We start from the raw sequence: 25,167 nt of genomic DNA on the forward strand, positions 1-25,167 counted from the left end.
CCCGGCCGTCGTTGCCATGCCGGACGCTATTGGCGAATCGCTTCCCGTAACCTTCTCACCTCCCGCTCCGACACCGGCGCGGCCCGATTGCCCCATGCGCCGCGCACGTAGCTGACCACCGCCGCGATCTCGCTGCTGGTCAGCGTGCCGCGCATGGCCGGCATCCGTTGCACGGGGCCGTTCGTACCCGGCGCGGGACGCGCGCCTTCGACCACGATCCGGATCGCGCTGGTCGGATCGGCCGCCAGCACCGCCGAATTGCCGACGAGCGGCGGCCCGTGGTCGCGCACGCCCGTGCCGTCGGCACCGTGGCAACGCGCACAGAAACCCGCATATATCCCGGCGCCCGGCGCCTGCTGGCCACCCTCCGGGCGCGGGCCGGCGGCCGTCAGCCGCGGCATGCCGACACCCAGCGGATTCGTCGCGGCAGTCGGTTGTGCGGGCAACGATTTCAGGTACACGGCGATTGCACGACGGTCGGCGTCGGTCAGCAACGCGGTACTTTCGCCGATCACCGGCGCCATCGCACCGAACACCGCGCCGCGTTGCGCGTGACCGCTGCGCAGGAACGCGGCGATATCGCCGGCGGACCAGCGGCCGAGGCCGTCCGCGTCCGCGCCGGTCAGGTTCGGCGCGAACCAGTGGTCGTTGACGCCGCCGGTCAGGAACGCGGGGCTGCGCTCGTCGTAGCCGCGTTCGTTGTAGGCCGGCCCGCGCGGCGTATGGCATGCGCCGCAATGGCCGAGCCCCTGCACGAGATACGCGCCGCGATTCCATTCGGTCGATTGCGACGGCTGCGGCGCGAACCGGTCGCCGTTGGCGAACACGAGGCTCCAGAGCCCGAGCGCCCAGCGCTGATTGAACGGAAACGGCAACTGCGTGAGCTTCACCGCGCTCGGGGACGGTGCGACGCCACGCATGAAATACGCATACAGCGCGCGCACGTCGTCGTCGCTCAGGCGCGCGAACGACGGGTACGGCATCGCCGGATACAGCCGGCTGCCGTCCGCGCGCACGCCGCGCCGCAACGCGTCGTCGAACTGGCGCAGCGTGTAGTGGCCGATCCCGTGCGTCGGGTCCGGGGTGATGTTCGGTGCATAGATCGGCCCGAATGGCGAATTCACCGGCTGGCCGCCCGCGTACGGCGTATGGTCGGCCGCGTCGTGGCACGCCGCGCAGTCGCCGGCGAGCGCGAGGTAGCGACCGCGCGCGATCGTTGCGGCATCGGCGCTTGCGGCGGCGGCGACGACGTCCGGCCGGCGACCGGCCGATCCGGAAGCCGGATGCGGCGGCCGGGCGGATGCGGCTGGCGCGGCATCCGGCGCCGCGGCGTCGCGCGACCGCGACAGCCGCGGGTCGTGTTGCACGCGCGCGGACATCGATGCCCCGGCATCGGCTGCCGATGCGCGAATCCGCACGAAACGCCAGCCCGACGCGGGCTCGGGCGCTTCCGCGGCGGACGCCGCGTCGGCCGTATCGCCGGCGGAGGCCGCATTGTCGTCCTGCTGGAGGTCGCACGCGCAGAGCACGGCGCATACGGCGAGCGCGATACCCGCGCGGCGCCCCGGCACCCGGGCCGCCGCGCGCGACAGGAGCGACACGAACGGGATCAGTGCCATGGGCTGCACGGCCCCACGAAAGCGGTGACGATCCCCGTGAACACGAGACCGATCACGAAGCCGAGCGCGGCGAGCATCCCGCAGCGCGCGAGAAAACGCATGCTGTCGTCGTGCGTCGCGGCGGGCGCATCGGCGTCGTGGCGGTGCCGCCATGCACGTGCGAGCCACGTCGCGCAGGCCGCGGCCAGTGCGAACGCACACGCGGCGATCAGCGCGAGCCACACGCCAACGTGCGCCCAGCGCGGCACCGCCTGCGCGATGCCGAGCGGATAGCACGCGGTGGACGCGAGCGTTTCGGACACGAGCATCTGCGCGAACCACAGCGCCGGCGCACCGACGAGCCCGGCCGCGATTGCGAGCAGCGGCGTCCACGCGCGTCGCGCGCCGTTCATTCCGTGCTCCTGAGCCAGAACGGCGAGACGTACAGCGCGGTGAAGATGAACAGCCACACGAGGTCGACGAAGTGCCAGTAGAGTGCGCCGGCCGTCAGCGCGACGCGCCGCTCGCGGTCGAAGAAGCCGGCGGCCGTCCAGCCGGCGAGCAGCGCGAGGATGGCGAGACCCGCGACGACGTGCGCGAGGTGGAATCCGGTGATCGTGAAATACAGGCTGCCATACAGATGCGCGGTCGGGCCGTACGGATGGTCGCGCCATTCGTGCAGCTGGACCAGCGCGAACGCTGTGCCGAGCACCAGCGCGACGGCGAGCATCGCGACCGCGCGTTGCTGCCGGCCGGCCCGTACCGCGCGCTCGGCGAGCCATACGAACCCGCTGCTCGACAGCAGCACGACCGTGTTGACGGCCGCGAGCCCGATCTTCGGCATCCCTTCGGGCGGCCACGGGGCCGAGGTCTGCGACTGCAGATAGAAATAACAGAACAGCAGGTAGCCGAACAGTCCGGCCTCGGTCACGATCAGCATCAGCACGCCCCACCAGCCGCCCGCGCGCGCGCCGCAACTGCCGATCGGCAGCGGCTCGACGCAGGGGGACGGCGCACCGTGGGGGAGCGTTGCCGACGGCGGTTCGTCCGGATGAAGGCCAGCGGCGGCGGGCGCCTGCGTGTCGGGGTGGGCCGCCAGGCCGGCGCGCTGCCCGAGCGTGCGGCGCGGCCACAGCCACGCGGCGGTCGCGATCGCGCAGCCGGCCACGGCCGCACCGACGAGCGCGGGCGAGCGCACGAGCATCGCCGCGAACACGGCGGTCGCGAGCAGCGCGAGCCCGAATGGAATGCAGGTGTCGTCGGGCATCTTCAGGATCGCGTTCGGCGTTGCGGAAAGCGGCGTGACCGCGAGCGCCTCGCGCCCGTCCGCGAGCCGGTAGCCGACGCGCACGCTGGTGCGACGCGCATCGTCGCGCGTCTCCCACAGCGGGTGCCGCGATGCGACGAGCGGCAGCGTCGCGAAGTTGTACACGGGCGTCGGCGACGTGACCGACCATTCGAGGCCGGCCGCGCCCCAGGGATTCTCGCCGGCGCGCGCGCCGCGGCGCGCGCTCACCAGCGCGTTGACGACGAACATCACGATGCCGATCCCGAACACGAACGAGCCGATCGTCGTCAGCAGGTTCGACGTATCCCAGCCCATCCCGGACGGATAGGTATAGATGCGGCGCGGCATCCCGAGCAGCCCGGAGACGTGCATCGGGAAGAAGCCGAGATTGAAGCCGATCAGCACGACCCAGAAGGTCCAGCGGCCGAACCGCTCGTTCATCATGCGTCCGGTGAATTTCGGGAACCAGTACGCGACGCCGCCGAGCACCGGGAACACGTTGATGCCGAGCAGCACGTAATGCAGGTGCGCGACGACGAAGTACGTGTCGGTGAGCTGCCAGTCGAGCGGCACGGCCGCCGTCATCACGCCCGACACGCCGCCGATCACGAACATCAGCACGAAGCCCGCGAAATACAGGAACGGCGTGCGGAACACCGGGCGGCCGGTCCAGATCGTCGCGATCCACGCGAACACCGCGACCGCGCTGGGGATCGAGATCAGCATGCTGGCCGCGCCGAAGAACGCGAGCGCGAGCGGCGCGATGCCCGTCGCGAACATGTGGTGGACCCACACTTCGAAGCCGATCAGCATCGTCGCCACTGTCGATACGGCGACGGCCTCGTACGCGACGAGCGGCCGCCGGCAGAAGGTCGGCAGCGCATCCGACACGATTCCCATCGCGGGCAGCACGACGACGTACACCCACGGATGCGCGAACATCCAGAACAGGTGCTGCCACAGGAGCGGCCGCCCGCCGTTCGCGACGTCGAAGAAATGCGTGCCGGCATTGCGGTCGAGCCACAGCAGCAGGAACGCAAGGCTCACCGACGGCACCGCGACGAGGTTCGCGACCGATGCCGTCAGCGTGCCCCACACGATGATCGGCAGCCGGTCGATCGACATGCCGTGCGCGCGCATCCGCAGCAGCGTGACGACGAAGTTCGCGGCGCCGCCGGTCGTCGAGATGCCGAGCAGGATCATGCCGAGCGCGTAGATGTCGATGTTCGCACCGGCACTGTAATCGAGCGACGTGAGCGGCACGTAGTTGAACCAGCCGCCGTCCGGCACCGCGCCGAGCGGGAAGCTCGCATAAAGGAACAGCCCGGCGAACAGGAATACCCAGTACGAGAAGGCGTTCAGCCGCGGGAACGCCATGTCGCGCGAGCCGAGCATCAACGGCCAGAGGTAGTTCGCGAAGCCGGACAGCACGGGCAGCGCATACAGGAAGATCATCGTGACGCCGTGCATCGTGAACAGCGAGTCGTATTGCGCGGGCGTGAGCAGCGTCGCGTTCGGCCGCGCGAGCTGGATGCGCATCACGAGCGCCTCGACGCCGCCGAGCAGCAGGAACGCGAACGCGGTGACGATGTAGCGCAGGCCGATGCGCTTGTGATCGACCGTCCCGAGCCAGCCGCGCCAGCCGGGCGCCGATTCCCACAGCGCGGCCAGCGCACGCTCGTGCCCGGAGCCGGGCGGCGCGTCGCCGAGGTCGGGCACGCGGCTGAGCGGGGGCGGCGTGTCGCGGGCAATGGCCATCGGCATTCTCCGTTCAGTGCAGCGTGGCGAGATACGCGGCGAGATCGTCCGCGTCGCGCGGCGCGAGCGCGATCGACGGCATCAGCGATTGCGGCTTGATCTGCTGCGCCTGCGCGATCCAGCGGCGCAGGTTGTCGGGGGTGTTGTCGAGCGTGCCGGCCGCGAGCAGCCGGCGTGAGCCGACGTGCGTGAGATCGGGGCCCGCGTCGCCGACGGCGTCGGTGCCGTTTACCGCGTGGCAACCCGCGCAGCGCGCGGCGAACACGCGTCGGCCGCGCCGCTCGGCGTCGGTGCCTGGCACGGGAGCAGGGCGGCGCTGCGCGGCGAGCCATGCGCGAAACGCGGCGGGCGGCTCGGCCACCACTTCCAGTGCCATGTGCGCGTGCTGCGCGCCGCAGTATTGCGAGCACTGTCCGCGATAGACGCCCGGCCGGTCGGCCTGGAGCCATTGGCGATTGGTCTGGCCGGGGATCGTCTGCGTCTTGCCCGCGAGTTGCGGTACCCAGAACGCGTGGATCACGTCGGCGCTGTTCAGTTCGATCGCGACGGGCTCGCCCACCGGGATGTGCAGCTCGTTCGCGGTGACGAATGCGCTGCCGTTCGCGTCGGCCGGATAGCGCGCGGCCCACCACCAGTCGTGCGCGGTGACGACGAGCGTCAGCGCGGGCGGATGCGGTGGAGATGCCACCGCGCCAAGCACGCGCAGCATGTACACGAGCGCGCCGAACAGCAGCACGATCGAGATGCCGCTGCCGAGCGCGACGAACGTCACGCCGCTGCCCGGGCGGCCCGCGGGGGCGCGGCGGCGAAACAGCGCCACGAGCAGCAGCACCGCGATCGCGATGCACACGAACGTACAGAGCGCGAGCAGCGCCCAGCCGAGCACGAACACCGGCTGCGCGGCCGGCCCGGCCGCGTGCACGACGTACGCGAGCGGCAGCGGCCCGGCGGCTGCGCAGGCGGCGGCCGGCGCGACCGCGCAGGCGAATCCGGCGACGCGCGCGAGACGGCGCGCTTTCATGGGCGGCGGGACGGGCAACGCAACTCCTTGCGGCGGCGGGATGGCGGCAACCCGCGATCAAGCAATTTCCGTGCGTGCGATCGACACGGGGGTGCCGCCGCCGGGTTGCATGCGCAACGTCCGATGCGTTACAGCCGGCTTGTAATTCGGCGCCTGCGTCCGCCGGCGTTACGTGCCGCCCTTGCCGCCGTGCTCGCCGTTGCCAGGCAGTACGGCCGACAGCACTTGCCGCGCGGTTTCGACGATCACGCTGGTTTCGCGGCTATCGCCTTTCACCAGCGTTTCGGCGAAGTGCTTCGCCTGCTGGAGCGTCACGTGCGGCGGCAGCGGCGGCACCTCGGGATCGCTCTTGACTTCGAGCACGACCGGCCGGTCGGCCGCCAGTGCTTCGTCCCAGGCGGCGCCGAGCTGTTCGGGATCGTCGACGTAGATGCCTTTCAGGCCGAGCAGCGTTGCGAAGCGGTAGTACGGCACGTTCGGAATCTGCTGCGACGCGTCGAACTTCGGGTCGCCTTCCATCACGCGCTGCTCCCACGTGACCTGGTTCAGGTCCTCGTTGTTCAGCACCATGCAGATCCAGCGCGGATCGGGCCATTGCCGCCAGTATTTCGCGACCGTGATCAGTTCGGCCATGTTGTTCATCTGCATCGCGCCGTCGCCGACCATCGCAATGACCGGACGCGCCGGATGCGCGAACTTCGCGGCGATCGCGTAGGGCACTGCGGCGCCCATCGACGCAAGCCCGCCGGACAGCGAGCCCATCATCCCGCGCCGGATCATCAGGTCGCGCGCATACCAGTTTGCGCAGGAGCCCGAATCGCTCGTCAGGATCACGTCGTCGGGCAGCCGCGGCGACAGCTCGGTAAATGCGCGCTGCGGGTTCACGCCGCGCCCCGGCATGGCCTTGGCGGCCGCCCGCGCCGCGAGCGTCTCATGCCAGGCGTCGTTCCATGTCGCGATCCGCTCGCGCCAGCCGGTGTCGTCACGCGCCTTCAGCAGCGGCAGCAGCGCGCGCAGCGTTTCGGCGCTGTCGCCGACGAGGTTGACCTCCATCGGGTAGCGCAGGCTCAGCATGTCGGCCTTCAGGTCGATCTGTACGCCGCGCGCCTGGCCCTCCTTCGGCAGGAATTCCGAGTACGGAAAACCCGAGCCGACGACCAGCAGCGTGTCGCATTCGGTCATCAGCTCGTAGCTCGGCCTGGTGCCGAGCAGGCCGATCGAGCCGGTGACCCACGGCAGGTCGTCCGGCAGCGCAGTCTTGCCGAGCAGCGCCTTGGCGGCGCCCGCGCCGAGCCGGTCGGCCACCGCGATCACCTCGTCGGTCGCCTTCAGCGCGCCCGCGCCGACCAGCAGCGCGACCTTCTTGCCGGCGTTCAGTACGTCGGCCGCGCGCTGCAGGTCGTGGGCGTACGGCACGACTTTCGGCGCGGTGTAACCGATGCCCGAGTGCACGGTACCGTGCGCGCGTTTCGGCGGCGCGTAGTCGAGTTCCTGCAGGTCGTTCGGCAGCACGAGCGCGGTGACCGTGCGTGCGCCGAGCGCGGTGCGTATCGCGCGGTCGACCAGGTGACGCACCTGGCCGGGCACCGTCGCCATCTGGACGAATCCGCCGGCAACGTCCTTGAACAGCGCCGGAAGATCGACTTCCTGCTGGTAGTGGCTGCCGAGTGCCGCCCGTGCCTGCTGGCCGACGATCGCGAGCACCGGCATGTGGTCGAGCCGCGCGTCGTACAGGCCCGTCACGAGGTGCGACGCGCCCGGGCCGGACGTCGCGACGCACACGCCGAGCTCGCCTGTAAATTTTGCGTGCGCGGAGGCCATGAAGGCGGCCATCTCCTCGTGGCGCGCCTGGATGAATTCGATCTTGCCGTCTGCGCGGTTAAGCGCACCGAAAAAACCGTTGATGCCGTCGCCCGGGTAGCCGTAGAGGCGACGCACGCCCCAGTCGTACAGCCGCTCGACGATGAAATCCGCCACTGTCGCCATGCCGTTTCTCCTTGATTCGCGATGAGCCGATGCCGGCTGTCGCGCAAGGCATGTGCCGCGCCGGGCACAGCGGTTGCATGCGGTGGGCGCGTACGATCCGTCAACCTTTATCGAGGATGCGCCACATGACTGCATTCAACCGTTTATCCGCGCGCCGTTGCGCCGCCTGCTTGATGCTCGCGGCCTGCGCGTCGGCGCTGCCCGCTGCGGCACAGTTGCGCCCCGCCGAGCCGGCCAGCGTGCCCGACTCGTCCACGCAGGCTTTCAAGCGCGCCGACCGCAGGATGATGGACGCGATGGACGCCGCGCGGTACACGGGCGACGCCGATCGCGATTTCGTCGCGCACATGGCGCCGCATCACCAGGGGGCGATCGATATGGCGCAGGTCGAGCTGAAATACGGGAAGGACCCGACGCTGCGGCAGCTCGCCAGCCGGATCGTCGCCGCGCAGCGCGACGAGATCGCGCTGATGGAGCGCTGGCAGAAGGAGCATGGCAACGCGCCGTGAGCCGTAAAGACCGCAAGGCTTCAGCGGCGATGCGGGCACGCGTGATGCTCGTCGGTCATGCGCAGATACGGGACCGAACCCCGGGCGGCTTCGTGCGCGACCGACGTGGCCGGACGCGGCACGGGAATCCGCGTGCGCAACCAGATCAACATCCGATAGCCGGAGACATCATGCGCGAATCCCAAGACTCACAGCCCGAGCGTTGCGACGCGGGCAAGGCCGGCAAATCCGCCGGGCAGGCCGGGCATCCCGTCACGCGCGCGTTCGAACGCTTCGCGTCGCACGTGACCACCTGGGCCGGTTCGCCGGTCGCGTTCGGCAGCGCGGTGGCGATCACGGTGCTGTGGCTCGTCACGGGGCCCGTGTTTCACTATTCGGATGCGTGGCAACTCGTGATCAATACCGGCACGACGATCATCACCTTCCTGATGGTGTTCCTGCTGCAGCGCAACCAGAACCGCGACAGCGTCGCGCTGCACCTGAAGCTCGACGAGCTCCTGGCCGTCACGCATGCGGCGAGCGACCGGCTGATCGGGATCGAGGACGCATCGGAAGCAGAACTGCGCGCGATGGCGCAGACCTACCTCGACATAGCGCAGCAGGCCGCGGATCGGGAAGACGAAGCGGGCACGAACCGCCCGGCGACGGCCGACACGCCGCCCGAATCGTGACCGGGCGGCGTGCGCGCCGATGATTTTTCAAACGCTTGTCGTTTCTGTCGCCGTATCGCGTGGCGACGGCGGATGCGCGGCACGCGCGCGGGGAACGGCATGTGCTCGACGTCCTCACGAAGCCCGGTCGTTCCGGGTATTGCCCACGGTGCCTCCATGAACTCCAGAACGCCTTCGAATCCCGTGTTGAATCTTGCGGTGGCCGTTGCCTGCGGCGCGGCCGCGATGTACTTCCTCGATCCGTCGTCCGGCCGGCGGCGGCGCGCGTATCTTCGCGACAAGGCGGCTGCGGGCCGTCACGACGTGGCGGACTATGCGGCCACGCAGGCGAAGCGGGCGGCCGCGCATGCGCGCGGCACGATCGCCGGCCTGCGGGCAGACTGGCTTGCGGGCGAAGCGAGCGACGTGCAGGTGGCCGAGCGCGTACGCTCGGCACTCGGCCGTCTCGTCGGCCACCCGCGCGACGTCGACGTGAGCGTCGAGCGCGGACAGGTGCGCCTGACCGGCCAGATCGACGAATCCGAACGACAGGCGATCGTCGACGGCGTGACCGCGCTGCATGGCGTGCAAGGCGTCGAAGACGCGATGGGCGCGCGCAGCGAGTACAAGGCGCCGCCCGACGGCCACTCGCGCTGATGCCACCGCGGCTGCCCGTCACGGCAGCCCGACGCCTCATCCGGAGCAAGCCCATGACCGAACGCCAGCCTCCCGACACGACGCCTCCGCCTGCGGAGCCCACGGCGCGCGACGCCCTCGAACATCTGCTCGGCAGCCTGCACCGTCACGGCTACTTGCACTTCGCGAACGAGGTCGTCAGCGCGAACGCGCGGCTGGCCGACACGTTCGTCGACGCGCTCGACAAGCCCGGCATGCGGAGCGGCATGCAGAATCTCGCGGTGCTTCTGACGGCGCTGTCGCGCATTCCGACTGATCAATTCGGACGCGCCGCGTTCGCGGCCGCCGACGCGCTGCATCACGTCGGCGCGTGGCAGCCGGCGCGGCATCCGCATGTCGCGCCCGGCGTGCGCGGCGTCTACCGGCTGCTGCACGACGAAGCGCTGTGGGATGCGCTGACGCCGTTGATCGAAGGATTGAAGGTGTTTGCGCAAGGGCTCGCGCGCGAGCCGCAGACGCCGGTTGCCGGGTTCGACGAGACGACGAAAGACGCGTGACGGTGTCCGGTCGAACGTCGTCCTCGAATCGTGCGGGACAGACGGGCGATTGAAAGCTTCGAGACGATCCCCCGCGACGCGTACTGCTGTATCCCTGTTCCCATGCCGCCGCCGCGCTCCGCGATTTTTCAACGGCTTGTCATTTCTGCCGCGACCTTCGTCGAGAGAGCCGGGGGAGAGCCAAATCGGCGATGTCATGGTGCGCCCCAGCGGACCGGATGAACAGAGGACAAGTGCATGGCCGATTGGGATCGCCATCGCAGCCGGGCCGGGCCCGCGGTTTGCTGGAGGGCGGGTTTGAGGCGGACGTGTGCAATGGCGCATGCGGCCGCCGCCCGGAGTCCTGTTCGATGTCCGATGCCATCCTGTGTCCGTGGTCCGTTCGCGAGCGAAGGCGCGTCGTATTGCGGCGTGGTCCGAGCCCGCGCACGGCGATCGTTCCGACACGCGCCGCTTCCGTGTTGCCGACGTCGGGCCGGGCACGCTTCACGGCGGCCGAATCCATGCCGCCCGCCGTCGCGCGCGCGGGCGACGGCGGCAATTCGCCGGACAGCGGCCGGCGTGACGGCCCTGCACCGGGCCACCGCGCCGATCAGCCGACCGACGCGCCGGGCGGCGGTGGCGGCGATGGCCATCCGCACGACGACCGCGGCGGCCGCACCGGCGGCGACGGCGACGGCAACAACGGCGAAGGCGAACGCCGGCGGTCCGGCAAGAAACCGTTGATCATCCTCGGCGTGGTGCTGTGCGTGCTGCTCGTCGCGGCGCTCGTGTGGTGGTTCGCGACGCGCAACCAGGAAAGCACCGACGACGCGTACACCGACGGCAACGCGGTGGCGGTCGCGCCGCACGTGTCCGGCTACGTGACGCGGCTGGCCGTCGACGACAACACGTTCGTGCGGCGCGGCGACGTGCTCGTCGAGATCGATCCGCGCGACTACCGCGCCCAGGTCGATGCCGCGCAGGCGCAGCTCGGTCTCGCCCAGGCGCAGCTCGACGCGTCGCGCGTGCAGCTCGACATCGCGCGCGTGCAGTACCCGGCCCAGTACCGGCAGGCGCGCGCGCAGATCGAATCGGCGGAAGCGGCTTACCGCCAGGCGCTCGCCGCGCAGGAGCGGCAGCGCGCGGTCGATGCGCGCGCGACGTCGCAGCAGGCGATCGACGCGGCCGACGCGCAGCGCGCCAGCGCCGACGCGAACGTCGCGATGGCCCAGGCGCAGGCGCGCACCGCGAGCCTCGTGCCGCAGCAGATCCGGCAGGCCGAGACGGCCGTCGAGGAACGCCGCCAGCAGGTGCTGCAGGCGCGCGCGCAGCTCGACACGGCCAACCTGAACCTGTCGTACTGCGAGATGCGCGCGCCGTCCGACGGCTGGGTCACACGCCGCAACGTGCAGCTTGGCTCGTTCCTGCAGCCGGGCACGTCGATCTTCTCGATCGTGACGCCGCGCATCTGGATCACCGCGAACTTCAAGGAGTCGCAGCTTGAACGGATGCGCATCGGCGACCGCGTCGACGTGTCGGTCGACGCGTATCCCGATCTCGACCTGCACGGCCGCATCGACAGCATCCAGCTCGGCAGCGGTTCGCGCTTTTCCGCGTTCCCCGCCGAGAACGCCACCGGCAATTTCGTGAAGATCGTGCAGCGCGTGCCGGTGAAGATCGTGCTCGACGGCCCGCTGCCGACCCGTCCGCCGCTCGGTCTCGGCCTGTCGGTCGAACCGACCGTGTACCTGAAATGACCGGCCGCCGCGCCGCGGCCGGGTTCGACCGGAGCGATCGACTCATGCCTGCCATCCGCCTGTCGTTGCCGTTTCCCGGAGCGTGCCGGTGAACCGGCCGCCCGACCGGCCGGCTTCGTCCGGCGACGCATGGCGGCCGGCCGCGAACCCGTGGCTCGTCGCGATCGTCGTCACGCTCGCCGCGTTCATGGAGGTGCTCGACACGACGATCGTCAACGTCGCGCTGCCGCACATTGCCGGCACGATGTCCGCGAGTTACGACGAGGCGACCTGGACGCTCACGTCGTACCTCGTCGCGAACGGCATCGTGCTGCCGATCTCGGGTTTCCTCGGGCGCCTGATGGGCCGCAAGCGCTACTTCCTGCTGTGCATCGCCGCGTTTACCGTGTGTTCGTTCCTCTGCGGCGTCGCGACCAATCTCGGCGAACTGATCGTGTTCCGCGTGCTGCAGGGGCTGTTCGGCGGCGGGCTGCAGCCGAACCAGCAGTCGATCATCCTCGACACGTTTCCGCCCGCGCAGCGCAATCGCGCGTTCTCGATCTCGGCGATCGCGATCGTCGTCGCGCCGGTGCTGGGGCCGACGCTCGGCGGCTGGATCACCGACCATTTCTCGTGGCGCTGGGTGTTCCTGCTGAACGTGCCGATCGGCGCGCTGACCGTGCTCGCGGTGATGCAGCTCGTCGAGGATCCGCCGTGGCGGCGCGGCGCCGAACGCGGGATCTCCGTCGACTACATCGGCATCGGGCTGATCGCGATCGGCCTCGGCTGCCTGCAGGTGATGCTCGATCGCGGCGAGGACGAGGACTGGTTCGGCTCCCCCTTCATCCGGGTGTTCGCGGTGCTGTCGGCGCTCGGGCTCGTCGGCGCGACGCTGTGGCTGCTGCGCACGAAAAAGCCGGTGGTCGACCTGTCGTGCCTGCGCGATCGCAACTTCGCCCTCGGCTGCGTGACGATCGCGACGTTCGCGGCCGTGCTGTACGGCAGCGCGGTGATCGTGCCGCAGCTCGCGCAACAGCACCTCGGCTATACGGCGACGCTCGCCGGGCTCGTGCTGTCGCCCGGCGCGTTGCTGATCACGCTCGAAATCCCGGTCGTGAGCCGGCTGATGCCGCACGTGCAGACGCGCTATCTCGTCGGCTTCGGCTTCGTGCTGCTGTCCGGCGCGCTCGTCTATTCGCGCATGCTGGTGCCCGATATCGACTACCTGCATCTCGTGCTGATCCGCTGCGCGCAGTCGCTCGCGATCGGTTTCATGTTCGTGCCGATCACGACGCTCGCCTACCTGACCGTGCCGCAGCGGCTCAATGACGACGCGTCCGCGCTGTTCACGATGTTCCGCAACGTCGCGGGCTCGATCGGCATCTCGGTGTCGACCGCGTTGATCCGCGAGCGCACGCAGGCGCGGATGGCGCATCTGTCCACTCACATGTCGCCGCTGTCGCAGAACTTCCAGGACGCGCTGCAGCAGAACGCGCAAGCGATCGGCGCGCTGACGGGCGCGCGGCCGGCGGCCGCGCTGCAGACGGCCACCGGGCGGCTGTACGAGACGTTCATCGCGCAGGCGACGATCCTCGCGTATATCGACGTGTTCGCGATCCTCGCGGTGTTCTGCGCGTTCAGCATTCCGCTGACGTTCCTGTTTTCGCCGGCGAAGGCCGCGCGCGGCGCGGGAGGGCATTGAGATGAGTGCGTGCCGCGACAGCCGCCGCCGCCGGATTCGTTCCGTCGCGGGCGATGCCGCCATGCTATTCCTTGCATGCGCAACGATATCGGGGTGCACCGTCGGGCCCGACTACCAGCCGCCGCACGCGGAGGTTCCGCCTGCCTGGCATGCGATGCAGGCGGACGGGCAGGCGGCGCCCGCGTCGGACGTCGCGGCGCGCTCCGCGCCGGTAACCGATGCGGATCCCGATCCCCGCTGGTGGCATGCGTTCGGCGATCCGGAGCTCGACTGGCTCGTCGAGCGTGCGGCGCGCGACAACCTCGACGTGCAGGCCGCCGTGCTGCGCATCGAGCAGGCTCGCGCGCAGGTTCGGGCGGCTGCCGCGCAAGGCCTGCCCGACGTGCGCGCGAACGCAAGCTACCAGCGCGAACAACTCGGCCTGCGAGGCATCGTCGAGGAGCAGGGCATCGACCAGCGAGTCGACCGGCTCGGCGCACCGGGCTCGCCGCTCGACCGGTTCGGGCCCGGGACTGGCGCGAGCGTGCGGCAAGGCGCGCGCGGCGTGCTCGATGCCCTCGAGGCGCCGGTCAACCTGTGGCAGGCCGGGTTCGATGCATCGTGGGAGCTCGACCTGTTCGGGCGCGTGCGCCGCTCGGTCGAGGCGGCCGGCGCACAGGCGAGTGCGGCGGTCGCGAGCCGCGACGACGCGCTGCTGTCGCTCGAAGCCGAAGTCGCGCAGACCTATCTGCAACTGCGTGGCGCGCAGGCGCAACGCGCACTGGCCGACGACCTGCAGCGCGCGCAGCGCGAACTGCTCGACCTGACGCGCGAGCAAGCCGCGCACGGGCTCGCGAGCGACCTCGACGTACGGGCGGCCGAGGCGCGGCTCGCGCAGATCCGCGCGCAACTGCCGCAATTCGACCAGCAGATCGTGCTGCTGCGCAACGGCCTGGCGTATCTGGTCGGCGGCGCGCCGGGCGCGCTCGACGATTGGCTGGCCGCGCCGGCCACGCTGCCCGGCGTGCCGCCGACCGTGCCCGTCGGCCTGCCGTCGACGCTCGCGCGCCGGCGCCCCGATATCCGCCGGGCGGAGGCCGACCTCCATGCGGCCACCGCCGACGTCGGCGTCGCGGTCGCGCAGTTCTATCCGGACATTTCGCTGACGGGGCAGGTCGGCCTGCGCGCGTCGCACGTGCGGGAGCTGGCGCACTGGTCGCACCTGTTCTATGCGTTCGGGCCGGCCGTTTCGCTGCCGATCTTTTCCGGCGGCGCGCTCGTGTCGAACTTGAGGCTGTCGCAGGCCCGCCAGGCCGAAGCCGCACTGGCCTACCGGCAGGCCGTGCTCGTCGCGCTGCGCGACGTCGACAATGCACTGGCCGTGTATCGCACCGACCAGGCGCGTGCGGCGGCGCTCGACGATGCGGTGAAGGCCGAACAGGGGGCGCTGGATCTTGCGCGCGATCGCTACCGGAAGGGGTTGTCGCCGTTCCTCGACGTACTGGATGCCGAACGGCAGTGGTCGCAGGGGCGGCAAGACGCCGAGCAGGGAACCCTGCAGACGACGACCGACCTCGTCGCGCTTTACAAGGCGTTGGGCGGCGGATGGCAGGCCGGACGCTGATCCGGCACACGTGCGGCAGCCGCGGGCGCATGCCGGACGTCGCGGCCCGAGCACCGTGCAACGCCGCATGGTTGCGCGCGCAGCGAATCACTCCCACGCGTGCTTGCTGAACTGATAACCCTTGGAGCGAATGGTCTTGATCCGTTTAGGCTCGGTCGCGTCGTCGCGCAGTTTGCGGCGCAGCTTCGAGATGCGGCCGTCGATCGAACGATCGAGGCCGTCGAACGCGATGCCGCGCAGCAGCAACGTCAGGTCGGCGCGGCTGACCACTTCGCCGGCGCGGCACGCAAGGGCCCACAGCAGGTCGAATTCGGTCGACGTCAGGCGCGGCACGCTGCCGTCGGGAAGGTGGACGCGGCGATCCGTGCGGTCGATCGAGAGCTTGCCGAACGTGAACCGCTGCGGCGATTCCGGCCCGCGGTCGGCCGGCTGCGGGCGTGCCCGCCGCAACTGCGCCTTGATCCGCGCGAGCAGGATGCGCGGCTCGACCGGCTTGCGGAGAAAGTCGTCGGCGCCCAGTTCCAGGCCGAGCAACTCGTCGAACGGTTCGTCGCGGGCCGTCATCATGATGAGGATGCCGTCGTATTGCGTGCGCGCCGCGCGGCAGATCTCGAAGCCGTCCTTGCCCGGCAGGTTGATGTCGAGCAGCACCAGGTCCGGGCGGCTCGCGATGATCGTCGTCGCCGCGCCCGTGCCGTCGGACAGCGTGTCCACCTGGTAATGATGCTGGCGCAGATAGTCGGCGATCAGCGCGGACAGGGGGACGTCGTCTTCGACGAGCAGGATTCGGATGGGCATCGCGGAACGAGGGGGGAAACGGGAAAGTGGCGAGCGGTCAGGCCCAGTCCGAACGCGGGGTAGCCGACGCGACGTGCATGGTACTGCGCGACATTCCGACGGAATGTGACGAAATCTGATTCGTTCGGTGAGCGTATCGATGGGGGGACCGCCGCTGCCTGGCGAAGCGGCGAATGGCTGTCGGCGTGCAGACGCACGTTTGGCCGAAACGGTCGGCGCGATAGCCGGCGCGGGGCCGGCGAGGATGCGTGATCGGGCATCCTTCAGACGAAAACGTTTGCGGAAAATCCGTTGTTCCCACCGTCGTCTGTATGGGCGAAACCGAGGCCAGGCAAGGTTACTCGACATATCATTACAAAATATTACCAATGTCGCCGAGTATCCGTCCCTACAATTTCGGCACCTGTCGCGCGCGCCGGACGGATCGCGATTCGTTGCAGGTGCGCGGGGCGGGGAGCCGGGTCGCGCCACACGAAATCCACGCGGGGATCATCGCGCCGAAGGCGGCACCGCCGCCTCGAGCCGCGCTTTCCGCGCGGGCACCCGATCCGTTTCCCGTCCGGCAACACGAAGCGGATATTCGCTTCCTTTGGAAATGGCATGAGATTCAGAAAACGCACCAGTTATGTCGATGCAACACGGTGGTTCGCCGACGGCGATCATGACCGGGTGAAGAGCCGTCACGGCGTTTGGGCCATCGCGACGCCGGAAGGCTGGCGCACGGTGAAGCCGGGCGACTGGATCCTGCTCGATGAATGCGGAAACTGCTGGCCGATGGACGACAGTCTTTTCAGGCATTTCTACGAACCGGCAGCGGAGTGAGGCGGCCGCCGGATTAACGCGGTATTCGCGCCTATCGACGCCTGCGCGAGAACAGCAACGAATCGGCGTCGTTGAAGCGGATGCGTTCCGGTTCGCCATACCCGGCCTTCTCCGCCACGCGGATCGACGCGACGTTGGTCGGCGCGATCAGGCACACGCTGCGCTCGAAGCGCTGCTGCCCGTCGAGCCACGCCAGCGCGGCCGCGAGCGCCTCGGTCGCATAGCCCTTGCCGTGCGCCCAGCACGCGAGCGCCCAGCCGGCTTCCGGCACGCCGCGCACCGACGGCTCGATGTTCCGGTGGAAATCCGCGAAGCCGAGATCGCCGACATAGCGCCCTGACGCCTTCTCGCGAATCGCCCAGTAGCCGTAGCCGAGCAGCGGCCACAGCCCGCGATACGCGAGCAGGCGCATCCACGAATCGCGCGGCGCGGACGGCTGGCCGTTGAAGATGTGCGCGACGACCGCCGGCTCGGCCCACATCGCCGCAAGCGCGTCGAAGTCGCCGAGCGGATGGCCTTCGAGGACGAGGCGGGGCGTGTCGAGAACGGGCGGGGAAGAGACCGGCGGCATCGAGGTTTCCGGAACAGGGTTGAACAGAACAACCAGGCCGTCAAGGCGCCGAAATCATATCAAAACCCCTGCGCGGCGGTGGCGGCGACGTGCAGCCGCTGTTGCCCGATGCAACGGGCAATCCGCATGGCCGCGGGCATCCCCGCCGTGGAACCCCGTGCGGCCGCAACCGGCAATCGGGCTCCTCCCGTGCAAGGCAAGGCCGCTCGCGGGCGGCGGCCTATTTCCGGCTTTTCAGGAAGGTCCGCCCTTCGGCCGTGATCGACGCGCCGGAGCGGCCATGCACCGGATGACTGACGAAGCCGGCGCTGACGAGCTCCCGCGCGATCGACCAGCCGAGTGCCGGCGCATCGCGTCCGTAGCGGACATCGGCGAGGCGTTCCAGCGCCCAGATGGCGGAGGCGGACAGGTTGGGGGTGTTGGACATGTCGGTATCGCTCATCGCTTCCTCGGGGAGTGGAGATTCGGGGGGCGCGGCGCAATGCCGCGAGACGGGTGGCGCAAGCATCAGCGCGCCTGGAGCAGCGGCAGCAGCGCGTGCAGCGCGGCTTCTTCATCGGGCCCGGTGGCCAGCACCTGGGCCGACGTGCCGCCGTGTACCTGCAGCGACGCGATGGCCGCGCTGTCCTTCGCGTTCCCGCTGAGCCCGTTCGCGATCAGCAGGATGTCGCTTTCGAAGCGGCGCGCTGCGTCGGCGGTTGCGTCGCGGGCGGCGGCACCGCGGTTGCGGTTCCACGCCGAGCCGATCTGAACGTACACAACGGTTGCCACGATGCTGGAAATCCTCCGGACGGGGGCGGGATCGATGTGCGGCGTGCACCGTCGGGCCGGGCTTTCGCGGTTTTCCGCGGGAGCGCGGCGCGCGATCCGGTGCGAACTTGCAGACATCCTCAGTAAAGCTGCCTTCAAGTTCGCTGAATATCGTGAAGTCGAGGATTATAATGCATCGGTCAGAATATGTGTATTGCATTATAATGTCGTGTGCGCCGATGGCGACCTGCGCGTCCCTGGCAGGCGTGTCCCGGTTGCATGACCGGCCGGGTGCGCAACCTGCCCGCCCGGCATTTTCCTGACCGATCCAACTCCTCCCGAATGGAAGCTGCAATGAACGCCGCCCCCGCCTGCCCGCAATGCGCGATGGAAAACACTTACCCGGACGGCACGCTGACCGTCTGCGCCGACTGCGGCCATGAATGGTCGGCGGGTGCCGAAGTGCTCGACGAACCGGCGGGTGACGTCGTCAAGGATGCGAACGGCAACGTGCTGTCGGACGGCGATTCGGTCGTGCTGATCAAGGATTTGCGCGTGAAGGGCTCGTCGATCACGCTGAAGATGGGTACCAAGGTGAAGAGTATCAGGCTCGTCGGCGGCGATCACGAAGTCGATTGCAAGACCGACATGGGCGGCTTCATGCTGAAGGCCTGCTACCTGAAGAAGGTCTGAGCGCACGTCGCGCCCGGCCGTTTTCGCCCGATTGCCCGCCCATGATCGACGATCCAGCTTCCTACGACGCGTTCGTCAAATTCCTGGCGACGCCGCTGAACGACGGCCGGCCGTTCGTGCTGGAGACACGGCATGCGCTGTCGCTGCACTTCGATCATTTCGCGACGCAGAGCTTCATGTCGCTGCGCGATCCCGTGCGGCTCGAGCTCGGTTATACGCGCGTGATGATGGGCTTTCTGCTGCTGCAGCCCGAGCCTGCGCACATCTGCATGCTCGGGCTCGGCGGCGGTTCGCTCGCGAAATATTGCTACCGGCACCTGCCCGGTACGGCGATCGACGCGGTCGAGATCAATCCGGACGTGATCGCGCTGCGCGACATATTCAGGATTCCCGCCGATGATGCACGGTTCTCGGTGATATGCGCCGACGGCGCGGATCATGTGAACCGGGCGGACGTCCGGACGGACGTGATCCTGCACGACGCGTTCGTCGCCGACGGCACGCCGGGCCGGTGTACCGGCGCGGCCTTCCTCGACGCGTGCCGCGCGCGCCTGGGCGACACCGGCGTGCTGGCGATCAACCTGATGGACGACGATCCGGCGCTGCCGCGGCATCTCGAGCACCTGCGAACGGTGTTCGGCGCGTCGTATACGCTGGTGCCGTGCGGCGACGACAACAACTTCGTCGCGTTCGCATGGAAGCACGACACCCGGCTGCCGTCGTTGCGGATCCTGCTCGAACGCGCGCTCGCGTGCGAGCAGGCCGGCACGCTGAAGCTGGCGGCCACGGCGAGGCGCATGAAGGCAGGGGAGAACGTCGATCCGCGGCGGCTGGCGCGGCGCGCGCAAGCGCGCGGGCGATGGGAAATCGACGCATGACCGGCGTGTGACCGCCGTCGCGGGCGCGGCCGGTGTGGCCGCGCTTACTTCACGCGCTTGCCGAGCGCGCTCTTGGTCTTGTACGTGACGCCGTGCCGGTCGAGATAGTCGCGGATCAGTTGCCGCACGACTTGCGACGGCGTGAGATCCTGCTCCGCGCAGAGCATTTCGAAGGCTTCCTTCTTCGCGGGGTCGATCAGGACGGTCAGGCGGGCGGTTTTCGTTTCCATGACGGGTCGAGCGTGGTCGGTATGTTAATCAAATTATAATCGATCCGACTTCGGTGCCGCCGCCGGAACGAGGGCCTCGGGGCCGATCAGCGGCTGCCGCGGAGCAGCGCGAGCAGATCGTCGATCACGGGAACGATCGCGAGCATCACGAGCACCGCGGCGAGCGGCACCGTCGATACGTAGCCGACATGCTTGAAGCCGATCGCGCCGGCCAGCCCGCCGACGAAGAACGACGTGAGCATCATCGCGTGAATCCTCAGTTTCGAGCGGTTGGCGATCACCGCATGCGCGTCGACGTCGATGGCCGACCGGTTCCAGTAGAACAGCTTCCCGAGCTCGATGCCGAGATCGGTCACGATGCCCGTCATGTGCGTCGTGCGGATCTCCGCGCCCGAGAGCTTCGTGATCGTCGCGTTCTGCAGCCCCATGATGAAGCACAGCAACGTCACGGTCACGGGCACGAAGAAGGTTTCCCACAGCGCGAGGTGGCTGCCGAGCAGCCCGAACAGGAGCAGCAACGCGGCCTCGACCAGCAGCGGCAGCACGAACTGGCTATGCAGCCCGCGGCGGCGCCCCCAGTTGACGAGGATCGCCGAGCAACTGGCGCCGAACAGGAACGACCCCAGCGAACTGATGCCGGCCAGGGCCAGCCGGACGTCGCCGAGCGCCGTCTGGTCGGCGATCGCGGACACGATGCCGCTCATGTGCGACGTGTACTGCTTGACCGCGAGAAAGCCGCCGGCATTGGCCGCGCCGGCGACGAAGGCCAGCGAAAACCCGAGCTGACGGTTCGCGGTCGCGCTGCGGTGTTTTCCGGTCAGGTTGCGAAAGTACTGCGCTGGCATAAGGGTTTCGCTCAATCGCCGCGGATCGCGGGCACGGACGGGAAAGCCGGCGCCGGGCGGCAAGGTGGGCACGCTGCCTGCGCCGGAGACCGGGGCTGTCGAATCATGTGATGAACATGATAATGTCATTATCATACTCTGTTAGCCGGATGGGGCTTTCAGTACAATATGCCCGGTACGACCGGCCTGTGGCTTCGCTGCCGCGCGGCCCGCGTTTGCGATTCCTTCGACCCACCGCTTCATGACCCCGATCAAGTTCATCCTTCGCTACACGGCGATCCCGTTCACGGCCATCGTGGCCGTGGTGCTCTGGACTGTCATACCATCGTCGAAAGAGATCGATGCGAGACAATATGCGGCGCTGTCGCGCGCCTACGCGAGTTTCCCGCTGCCGTTCCGGCGCGAGATCTCGGAAGCCATGGATCACGGCCGGCTCAACGACCGGCGCTACCAGGCGCTCGTGCGCGATTCGCTGGGCAACGGCGTCGCGCTGGACTGGCCCGCGTCAGGCGTCGGCGGCATCGCCGACGAACGGAATAAACTGGCCGAACTGATTCAGGCCGATTCGGATCTTCAAAGGCAACAGCAATGAAAACCCTGCTGGTTTCTGTGGCATTCGCGATGATCATCGCGAGCTTGATCTTCGCGCTGTATTTCATGAATCACGATCGCGGCAAATCCAAGCGGATGGCGTGGTCGCTCGCGGCCCGCGTCGGGCTGTCGGTCACGCTGTTTCTGTCGCTGCTGATCGCGTACAAGCTCGGCTGGATCGAGCCGACCGGATTGCCGATCGGACGTTGAGCGGGGCGCCTCGCGGCATGCGGGGCATTCTCGTAAATGCGAGTTTGGTTATCTAATCGCGGTGTTGTGATAAGAATACTTATCCTGACGTCGTTGATGTAAATGAATCCCGTTGGCGGACATACCGTTTCGGCTGTGCCGCCGAGGCCATTCGCGGGCGCCAACAGACGCAGAGGCGACCGGCGCTAGCGGCCCGACCCGTCGGCCAGGCCATGCCGATACGCGCGCGGCGAACAACCCACGATGCGCTTGAATGCGTGTCCGAACGCGCTGTCCGAGTCGTAGCCGAGCCGCTGCGCGATCGCCGATATCGAGACGTTCGAGCGTCGCAGCTCCCGCATCGCAAGTTGTATCCGCCAGCGCAGCACGTATTCGAGCGGCCCGAATCCCAGCCGTCGCTTGAAGTGCAGCGCGAACGTCGAGCGCGACACGTGGCAGCAGGCCGCGAGTGCGTCGACGCTCCAGCGTCGCGCCGGCTCTGCGTGAATGGCGGCCAGCGCCGCGCTCACCCGCGAATCCGCGAACCCCGCAAGCCACCCGACATCGCCGTTCGCACCGTCGTCCACATAGCGCCGCAGGATCTGCACCAGCATCATGTGTCCGAGATGCCGGACCATCAGCGACCCGCCTGGCGACGACGCACCGAATTCCTGCGCGAGTTGCTGCAGCGCCCAGCGCAGCACCGCCGCCTGTTCGGAGCCGCCGTTCACGACGACGACGGGCGGCAGGCTGCCGAGCAGCAGCGGCATGCCTTCTTCGTACACGAAGCGGCCACCGATCAGAAAGCAATCCGCCGGCGCGCCAAAGTGCGCGATACCGCGTTCGACATTCCGATAGACGTCGGCGGCCGGCACCGGGGCGAGCGCGGGATCGCTCGCCAGCGAAAACGCGCGCGGCGAAGCGAGCAGGAAACAGTCCCCCGGGCGTAGCCGGACAGGCGGCCCCGCTCCGTCGACGGTCAGCCAGCAGCTTCCTTCGACCACCGCGTTGAACTTGACCCCGTCGGGCGGCGGAATCGCGACTGCCCACGCACCGCCGGCGCGCAGGCCGGTGAAAAACGAATCGCGCGTTTCCAGCAGCGACAGCACTTCCGACAGCGGATCCATGCGCAACTCCCGGACGATCTCGACGAAAAACCGGATTCTATTGCATTCACAGTCCGGGTGCGTGCCCCGAGAATGGGCTCGTGCGGTGACGTGACCGGCGGGCGGCCGCGTGCCGTGCGTATCATTCCTGGAGCCTTCAATGACGAGCAGGCAACACCCCCTTCATTCCGGATTCGGCGCCGCGTCGACGGCGAGCGATGTATTGGCCGGTCTCGACCTTCGAGGCAAAACCGCCATCGTCACAGGCGGCCATTCGGGTCTCGGCCTCGAGACCACGCGCGCACTGGCGCAGGCCGGCGCGCAGGTCATCGTCGGCGCGCGGAGCGCCGATGCCGCGCGCGACGCGACGCGCGGGATGGCCGGCGTCGAGAGCGCGGCACTCGACCTCGCCGATCTCGCGAGCGTGGCCGCATTCGCCGCGCGGTTCGTCGACGCGCGGCGCGACGTGCATATCGTCATCAACAGCGCGGGCGTGATGGCGTGCCCCGAGACGCGCGTCGGCGACGCCTGGGAAGCGCAGATCGCCGTCAATCATCTCGGCCACTATGCGCTGGTCAACCGGCTGTGGCCCGCGCTCGCGCATGGGCACGGCGCCCGCGTGGTCGCGGTGTCGTCGCTCGGGCACCGGCTTTCGCCGATCCGCTGGGATGACGTTCAGTTTGCGCACGGCTACGACAAATGGCTCGCGTACGCGCAGTCGAAGACCGCCAATGCGCTGTTCGCGGTGCAACTCGACGCGCTCGGCGCCCAGTTTGGCGTCCGCGCCTACTCGTTGCATCCGGGCAAGATCGCGACGCCGCTGCAACGTCATCTCACCCGCGAGGAGATGATGGCGCAGGGCTGGGTGGACGAGCACGGCGTGCCGATCGACCCGACTTTCAAAACGCCGGCGCAGGGCGCGGCGACGCAGGTGTGGGCCGCAACGTCGCCGCGCCTCGCCGAAATCGGCGGCGTTTACTGCGAGGATTGCGACATCGCGGTGGTGACGCGCGGCAACGAGGAGTCGGGCGTGCGACCGCACGCGATCGATCGGGAGGACGCTGAACGTCTGTGGGCGTGGTCCGCTGCGTTGACGGGGGTCGACGCCTTCGCGCCACGCCGCTGACGCCGGAGCGAGCGCCGGGAACCGCTCGGGCCCGGGCCGGGATGGCGAGTCGGCGCATGGGTTCTGCCGGAACGGCGCGGCGGACTGAGCGTTGTCTCTGCGCGCCGCGAGCGGATGGTTTCGTGCGCGGGCATCGTCGTGACCGTGCGTCGCAGGCCCATCCGGCGCCGACACGGCAGCCATGCGCGACCATTCCCGGCGCACGCATAACAAAAGCTGAAATCGGCTTTTCACGTGCGCCGGACGCGTCCCTATACTTTGCGATGCCGCGATCGCACTTCGCCGCGACGCACCCGATCACCTCCCACAAGGATTTACCCGATGACTGCCCGTGATGCCGTCGATCCACGCGACGCGTTGCGCGACGCGCTCGCCACGCTGCCCGATCTCGCGAACGCGATCGGCCAGGATGCCGCGCAACGCGAGGCGCGCCGCGAACTGCCGTTCGAGGGCTTCGCGATCTTTCGGCGCTCGGCACTGGGCGCGCTGCGGATTCCGGTGGCACGCGGCGGCCTCGGCGGCACGCTGGTCGATCTGTTCGATACGATCGCGACGCTGGCCGCCGCCGATTCGAATCTCGCGCACGCCTTGCGCATTCACTACGACCAGACCGAGACGCTGCGGCTGTCGCCGCGCACACCGTTCAACGACGTGCAGCTCGAACGCGGGCTGGCCGGCGCGATCTTCGGCGGCGCGTCGACCGAGCTCGGCACGTCGCGGCCGGGCGAAAACACGACCGTGTTGCGCCGGGACGGCGATCACCATCGGGTCACGGGACGAAAATACTATTCGACGGGCACCGCGTTTGCCGATTTCGCGCGCATCAACGTGGAAAACGAGCAGGGCGACGCGCTGGCCGTGATCATTCCCGTCGCGCGCGACGGCGTGCAGGTGCTCGACGACTGGGACGGGATGGGGCAGCGCATGACGGCGAGCGGCAGCCTGCTGCTCGACAACGTGCAGGTGTTCGCGGACGAAGTGACCGCGCGCGACGGGTCGACGCTCGTCGGCCGCCATTGCGGCGCGCTGCGGCAGCTGCATCTCGTCGCGACGGCGGCGGGCATCGTGCGCAACGTGGTGGCCGATGCACGTCGCTACGTGCTCGCGCACGGACGCCCGGCGCTGCACAGCCCGGCGCCCACCGCGCACGACGACCATTTCGTCCAGCAGGTCGTCGGCGAGCTGTCCGCGCACAGCCACGCGATCGACGCGCTCGTGCGCGAAAACGCGCGGGCGCTCGATCGCTCCGCCGACGCGATCGAAGCGGGCGACGCCGACGCGCATGCGCACGTGCTCGACAGCGCGCTCGCGACCGCGCGCACGCAGCTGATCGTCAGCAAGCTCGCGCTGCATGCGGCCGAGCGGCTGTTCGAAGTCGGCGGCGCGTCGGCGACGGCGCGCGCGCACAACTTCGACCGGCACTGGCGCAACCTGCGCACGATCTTCAGTCACAACCCGCTGCTGCACAAGGCACGCGTGATCGGCGACTACGAACTGAACGGCGTGACGACGCACCTGACCGAAGGGCGCGTGTTCTGATCG

At 69.0% G+C, this 25,167-nt stretch carries 27 protein-coding genes; 14 read left to right on the forward strand and 13 right to left on the reverse strand.

Annotated elements, in window-relative coordinates:
- Positions 1-26: 26 nt before the first annotated feature.
- The 5 genes from VXM69_RS35750 to VXM69_RS35770 form a co-directional block, all read right to left on the reverse strand.
- Positions 27-1,619 (reverse strand): c-type cytochrome, encoded by a 1,593-nt coding sequence (locus tag VXM69_RS35750; RefSeq protein ID WP_367190711.1) that lies wholly within the window; start codon positions 1,617-1,619, stop codon positions 27-29.
- Positions 1,610-2,011: a cytochrome C oxidase subunit I gene (locus VXM69_RS35755; RefSeq protein ID WP_124669507.1), complete on the reverse strand. Its 402-nt coding sequence runs from the start codon at positions 2,009-2,011 to the stop codon at positions 1,610-1,612. Before VXM69_RS35755 ends, VXM69_RS35750 begins: the two co-directional genes overlap by 10 nt.
- Positions 2,008-4,644, reverse strand: coding sequence for a cytochrome c oxidase subunit I (gene ctaD / locus VXM69_RS35760; RefSeq protein WP_367190712.1), 2,637 nt, complete (start codon positions 4,642-4,644; stop codon positions 2,008-2,010). The genes VXM69_RS35755 and ctaD overlap by 4 nt, the downstream gene beginning before the upstream one ends.
- A gap of 13 nt (positions 4,645-4,657) precedes the next feature.
- Positions 4,658-5,665 (reverse strand): cytochrome c oxidase subunit II, encoded by a 1,008-nt coding sequence (coxB, locus tag VXM69_RS35765; RefSeq protein ID WP_367190713.1) that lies wholly within the window; start codon positions 5,663-5,665, stop codon positions 4,658-4,660.
- Between the two features lie 168 nt (positions 5,666-5,833).
- Positions 5,834-7,651, reverse strand: coding sequence for a thiamine pyrophosphate-requiring protein (locus VXM69_RS35770; protein WP_367190714.1), 1,818 nt, complete (start codon positions 7,649-7,651; stop codon positions 5,834-5,836).
- A gap of 125 nt (positions 7,652-7,776) precedes the next feature.
- Between VXM69_RS35770 and VXM69_RS35775 the strand changes: the two genes are divergently transcribed.
- Complete coding sequence (locus VXM69_RS35775) at positions 7,777-8,160, forward strand: DUF305 domain-containing protein (protein WP_034190032.1); 384 nt, start codon at positions 7,777-7,779, stop codon at positions 8,158-8,160.
- 20 nt (positions 8,161-8,180) lie between these two features.
- Here the strand turns inward: VXM69_RS35775 and VXM69_RS35780 are convergent, their stop codons facing one another.
- Positions 8,181-8,312: a hypothetical protein gene (locus VXM69_RS35780; RefSeq protein WP_260449317.1), complete on the reverse strand. Its 132-nt coding sequence runs from the start codon at positions 8,310-8,312 to the stop codon at positions 8,181-8,183.
- 18 nt (positions 8,313-8,330) lie between these two features.
- Here VXM69_RS35780 and VXM69_RS35785 point away from each other — a divergent pair, with 18 nt between their 5' ends.
- The 6 genes from VXM69_RS35785 to VXM69_RS35810 all read left to right on the forward strand — a co-directional run bounded on the left by VXM69_RS35785 (position 8,331) and on the right by VXM69_RS35810 (position 15,026).
- Positions 8,331-8,831, forward strand: coding sequence for a low affinity iron permease family protein (locus tag VXM69_RS35785; protein ID WP_034190033.1), 501 nt, complete (start codon positions 8,331-8,333; stop codon positions 8,829-8,831).
- 156 nt (positions 8,832-8,987) lie between these two features.
- Positions 8,988-9,467, forward strand: a complete 480-nt coding sequence (locus VXM69_RS35790) for a BON domain-containing protein (protein WP_034190034.1) — start codon at positions 8,988-8,990, stop codon at positions 9,465-9,467.
- A gap of 53 nt (positions 9,468-9,520) precedes the next feature.
- On the forward strand, positions 9,521-10,003 hold the full coding sequence (locus VXM69_RS35795) for a DUF1641 domain-containing protein (protein WP_367190715.1): 483 nt from the start codon (positions 9,521-9,523) through the stop codon (positions 10,001-10,003).
- 350 nt (positions 10,004-10,353) lie between these two features.
- Complete coding sequence (locus VXM69_RS35800) at positions 10,354-11,742, forward strand: HlyD family secretion protein (RefSeq protein WP_367190716.1); 1,389 nt, start codon at positions 10,354-10,356, stop codon at positions 11,740-11,742.
- A gap of 88 nt (positions 11,743-11,830) precedes the next feature.
- Positions 11,831-13,423, forward strand: coding sequence for a DHA2 family efflux MFS transporter permease subunit (locus VXM69_RS35805; protein ID WP_367190717.1), 1,593 nt, complete (start codon positions 11,831-11,833; stop codon positions 13,421-13,423).
- A gap of 1 nt (position 13,424) precedes the next feature.
- Entirely contained in the window at positions 13,425-15,026 is a 1,602-nt protein-coding gene (locus tag VXM69_RS35810) for an efflux transporter outer membrane subunit (RefSeq protein ID WP_367190718.1), read from the forward strand.
- 87 nt (positions 15,027-15,113) lie between these two features.
- Here the strand turns inward: VXM69_RS35810 and VXM69_RS35815 are convergent, their stop codons facing one another.
- On the reverse strand, positions 15,114-15,824 hold the full coding sequence (locus tag VXM69_RS35815) for a response regulator (protein ID WP_059561100.1): 711 nt from the start codon (positions 15,822-15,824) through the stop codon (positions 15,114-15,116).
- Between the two features lie 600 nt (positions 15,825-16,424).
- On the opposite strand from VXM69_RS35815, the gene VXM69_RS35820 reads away from it, so the two are divergent.
- A complete protein-coding gene (locus VXM69_RS35820) occupies positions 16,425-16,646 on the forward strand; it encodes a hypothetical protein (RefSeq protein ID WP_034190039.1) in 222 nt (73 codons plus the stop codon).
- A 31-nt stretch (positions 16,647-16,677) separates the two neighbouring features.
- On the opposite strand, the gene VXM69_RS35825 is transcribed toward VXM69_RS35820, so the two are convergent.
- The 3 genes from VXM69_RS35825 to VXM69_RS35835 form a co-directional block, all read right to left on the reverse strand.
- A complete protein-coding gene (locus tag VXM69_RS35825; RefSeq protein WP_367190719.1) occupies positions 16,678-17,217 on the reverse strand; it encodes a GNAT family N-acetyltransferase in 540 nt (179 codons plus the stop codon).
- A gap of 220 nt (positions 17,218-17,437) precedes the next feature.
- Complete coding sequence (locus VXM69_RS35830) at positions 17,438-17,659, reverse strand: hypothetical protein (RefSeq protein ID WP_034190041.1); 222 nt, start codon at positions 17,657-17,659, stop codon at positions 17,438-17,440.
- A gap of 65 nt (positions 17,660-17,724) precedes the next feature.
- Positions 17,725-17,988: an HPr family phosphocarrier protein gene (locus VXM69_RS35835; RefSeq protein WP_034190042.1), complete on the reverse strand. Its 264-nt coding sequence runs from the start codon at positions 17,986-17,988 to the stop codon at positions 17,725-17,727.
- Between the two features lie 333 nt (positions 17,989-18,321).
- Here VXM69_RS35835 and VXM69_RS35840 point away from each other — a divergent pair, with 333 nt between their 5' ends.
- Positions 18,322-18,660, forward strand: coding sequence for a zinc ribbon domain-containing protein YjdM (locus tag VXM69_RS35840; protein ID WP_367190720.1), 339 nt, complete (start codon positions 18,322-18,324; stop codon positions 18,658-18,660).
- Positions 18,661-18,701: 41 nt separating this feature from the next.
- Entirely contained in the window at positions 18,702-19,538 is an 837-nt protein-coding gene (locus VXM69_RS35845) for a spermidine synthase (protein ID WP_367190721.1), read from the forward strand.
- Positions 19,539-19,582: 44 nt separating this feature from the next.
- On the opposite strand, the gene VXM69_RS35850 is transcribed toward VXM69_RS35845, so the two are convergent.
- Positions 19,583-19,768 carry a ribbon-helix-helix protein, CopG family gene (locus VXM69_RS35850; protein WP_034190045.1) on the reverse strand — a complete coding sequence of 62 codons (186 nt, stop codon included), beginning with the start codon at positions 19,766-19,768 and terminating at the stop codon, positions 19,583-19,585.
- Between the two features lie 86 nt (positions 19,769-19,854).
- The gene (locus VXM69_RS35855) at positions 19,855-20,613 is read right to left on the reverse strand and encodes a YoaK family protein (RefSeq protein WP_034190046.1); all 759 of its coding nucleotides are present in this window, start codon (positions 20,611-20,613) and stop codon (positions 19,855-19,857) included.
- A gap of 241 nt (positions 20,614-20,854) precedes the next feature.
- Between VXM69_RS35855 and VXM69_RS35860 the strand changes: the two genes are divergently transcribed.
- Positions 20,855-21,205, forward strand: coding sequence for a hypothetical protein (locus VXM69_RS35860; RefSeq protein WP_034190047.1), 351 nt, complete (start codon positions 20,855-20,857; stop codon positions 21,203-21,205).
- Complete coding sequence (locus VXM69_RS35865) at positions 21,202-21,414, forward strand: twin transmembrane helix small protein (protein ID WP_006489184.1); 213 nt, start codon at positions 21,202-21,204, stop codon at positions 21,412-21,414. Before VXM69_RS35860 ends, VXM69_RS35865 begins: the two co-directional genes overlap by 4 nt.
- Before the next feature lie 185 nt (positions 21,415-21,599).
- On the opposite strand, the gene VXM69_RS35870 is transcribed toward VXM69_RS35865, so the two are convergent.
- Positions 21,600-22,520: an AraC family transcriptional regulator gene (locus tag VXM69_RS35870; protein ID WP_367190722.1), complete on the reverse strand. Its 921-nt coding sequence runs from the start codon at positions 22,518-22,520 to the stop codon at positions 21,600-21,602.
- Between the two features lie 139 nt (positions 22,521-22,659).
- On the opposite strand from VXM69_RS35870, the gene VXM69_RS35875 reads away from it, so the two are divergent.
- The gene (locus tag VXM69_RS35875) at positions 22,660-23,625 is read left to right on the forward strand and encodes an SDR family NAD(P)-dependent oxidoreductase (protein WP_367190723.1); all 966 of its coding nucleotides are present in this window, start codon (positions 22,660-22,662) and stop codon (positions 23,623-23,625) included.
- A gap of 321 nt (positions 23,626-23,946) precedes the next feature.
- On the forward strand, positions 23,947-25,164 hold the full coding sequence (locus VXM69_RS35880; RefSeq protein WP_367190724.1) for an acyl-CoA dehydrogenase family protein: 1,218 nt from the start codon (positions 23,947-23,949) through the stop codon (positions 25,162-25,164).
- Positions 25,165-25,167 lie beyond the last annotated feature (3 nt).

The organism is Burkholderia sp. Ed8 (assembly GCF_040761425.1).
Lineage (GTDB): Bacteria > Pseudomonadota > Gammaproteobacteria > Burkholderiales > Burkholderiaceae > Burkholderia > Burkholderia seminalis.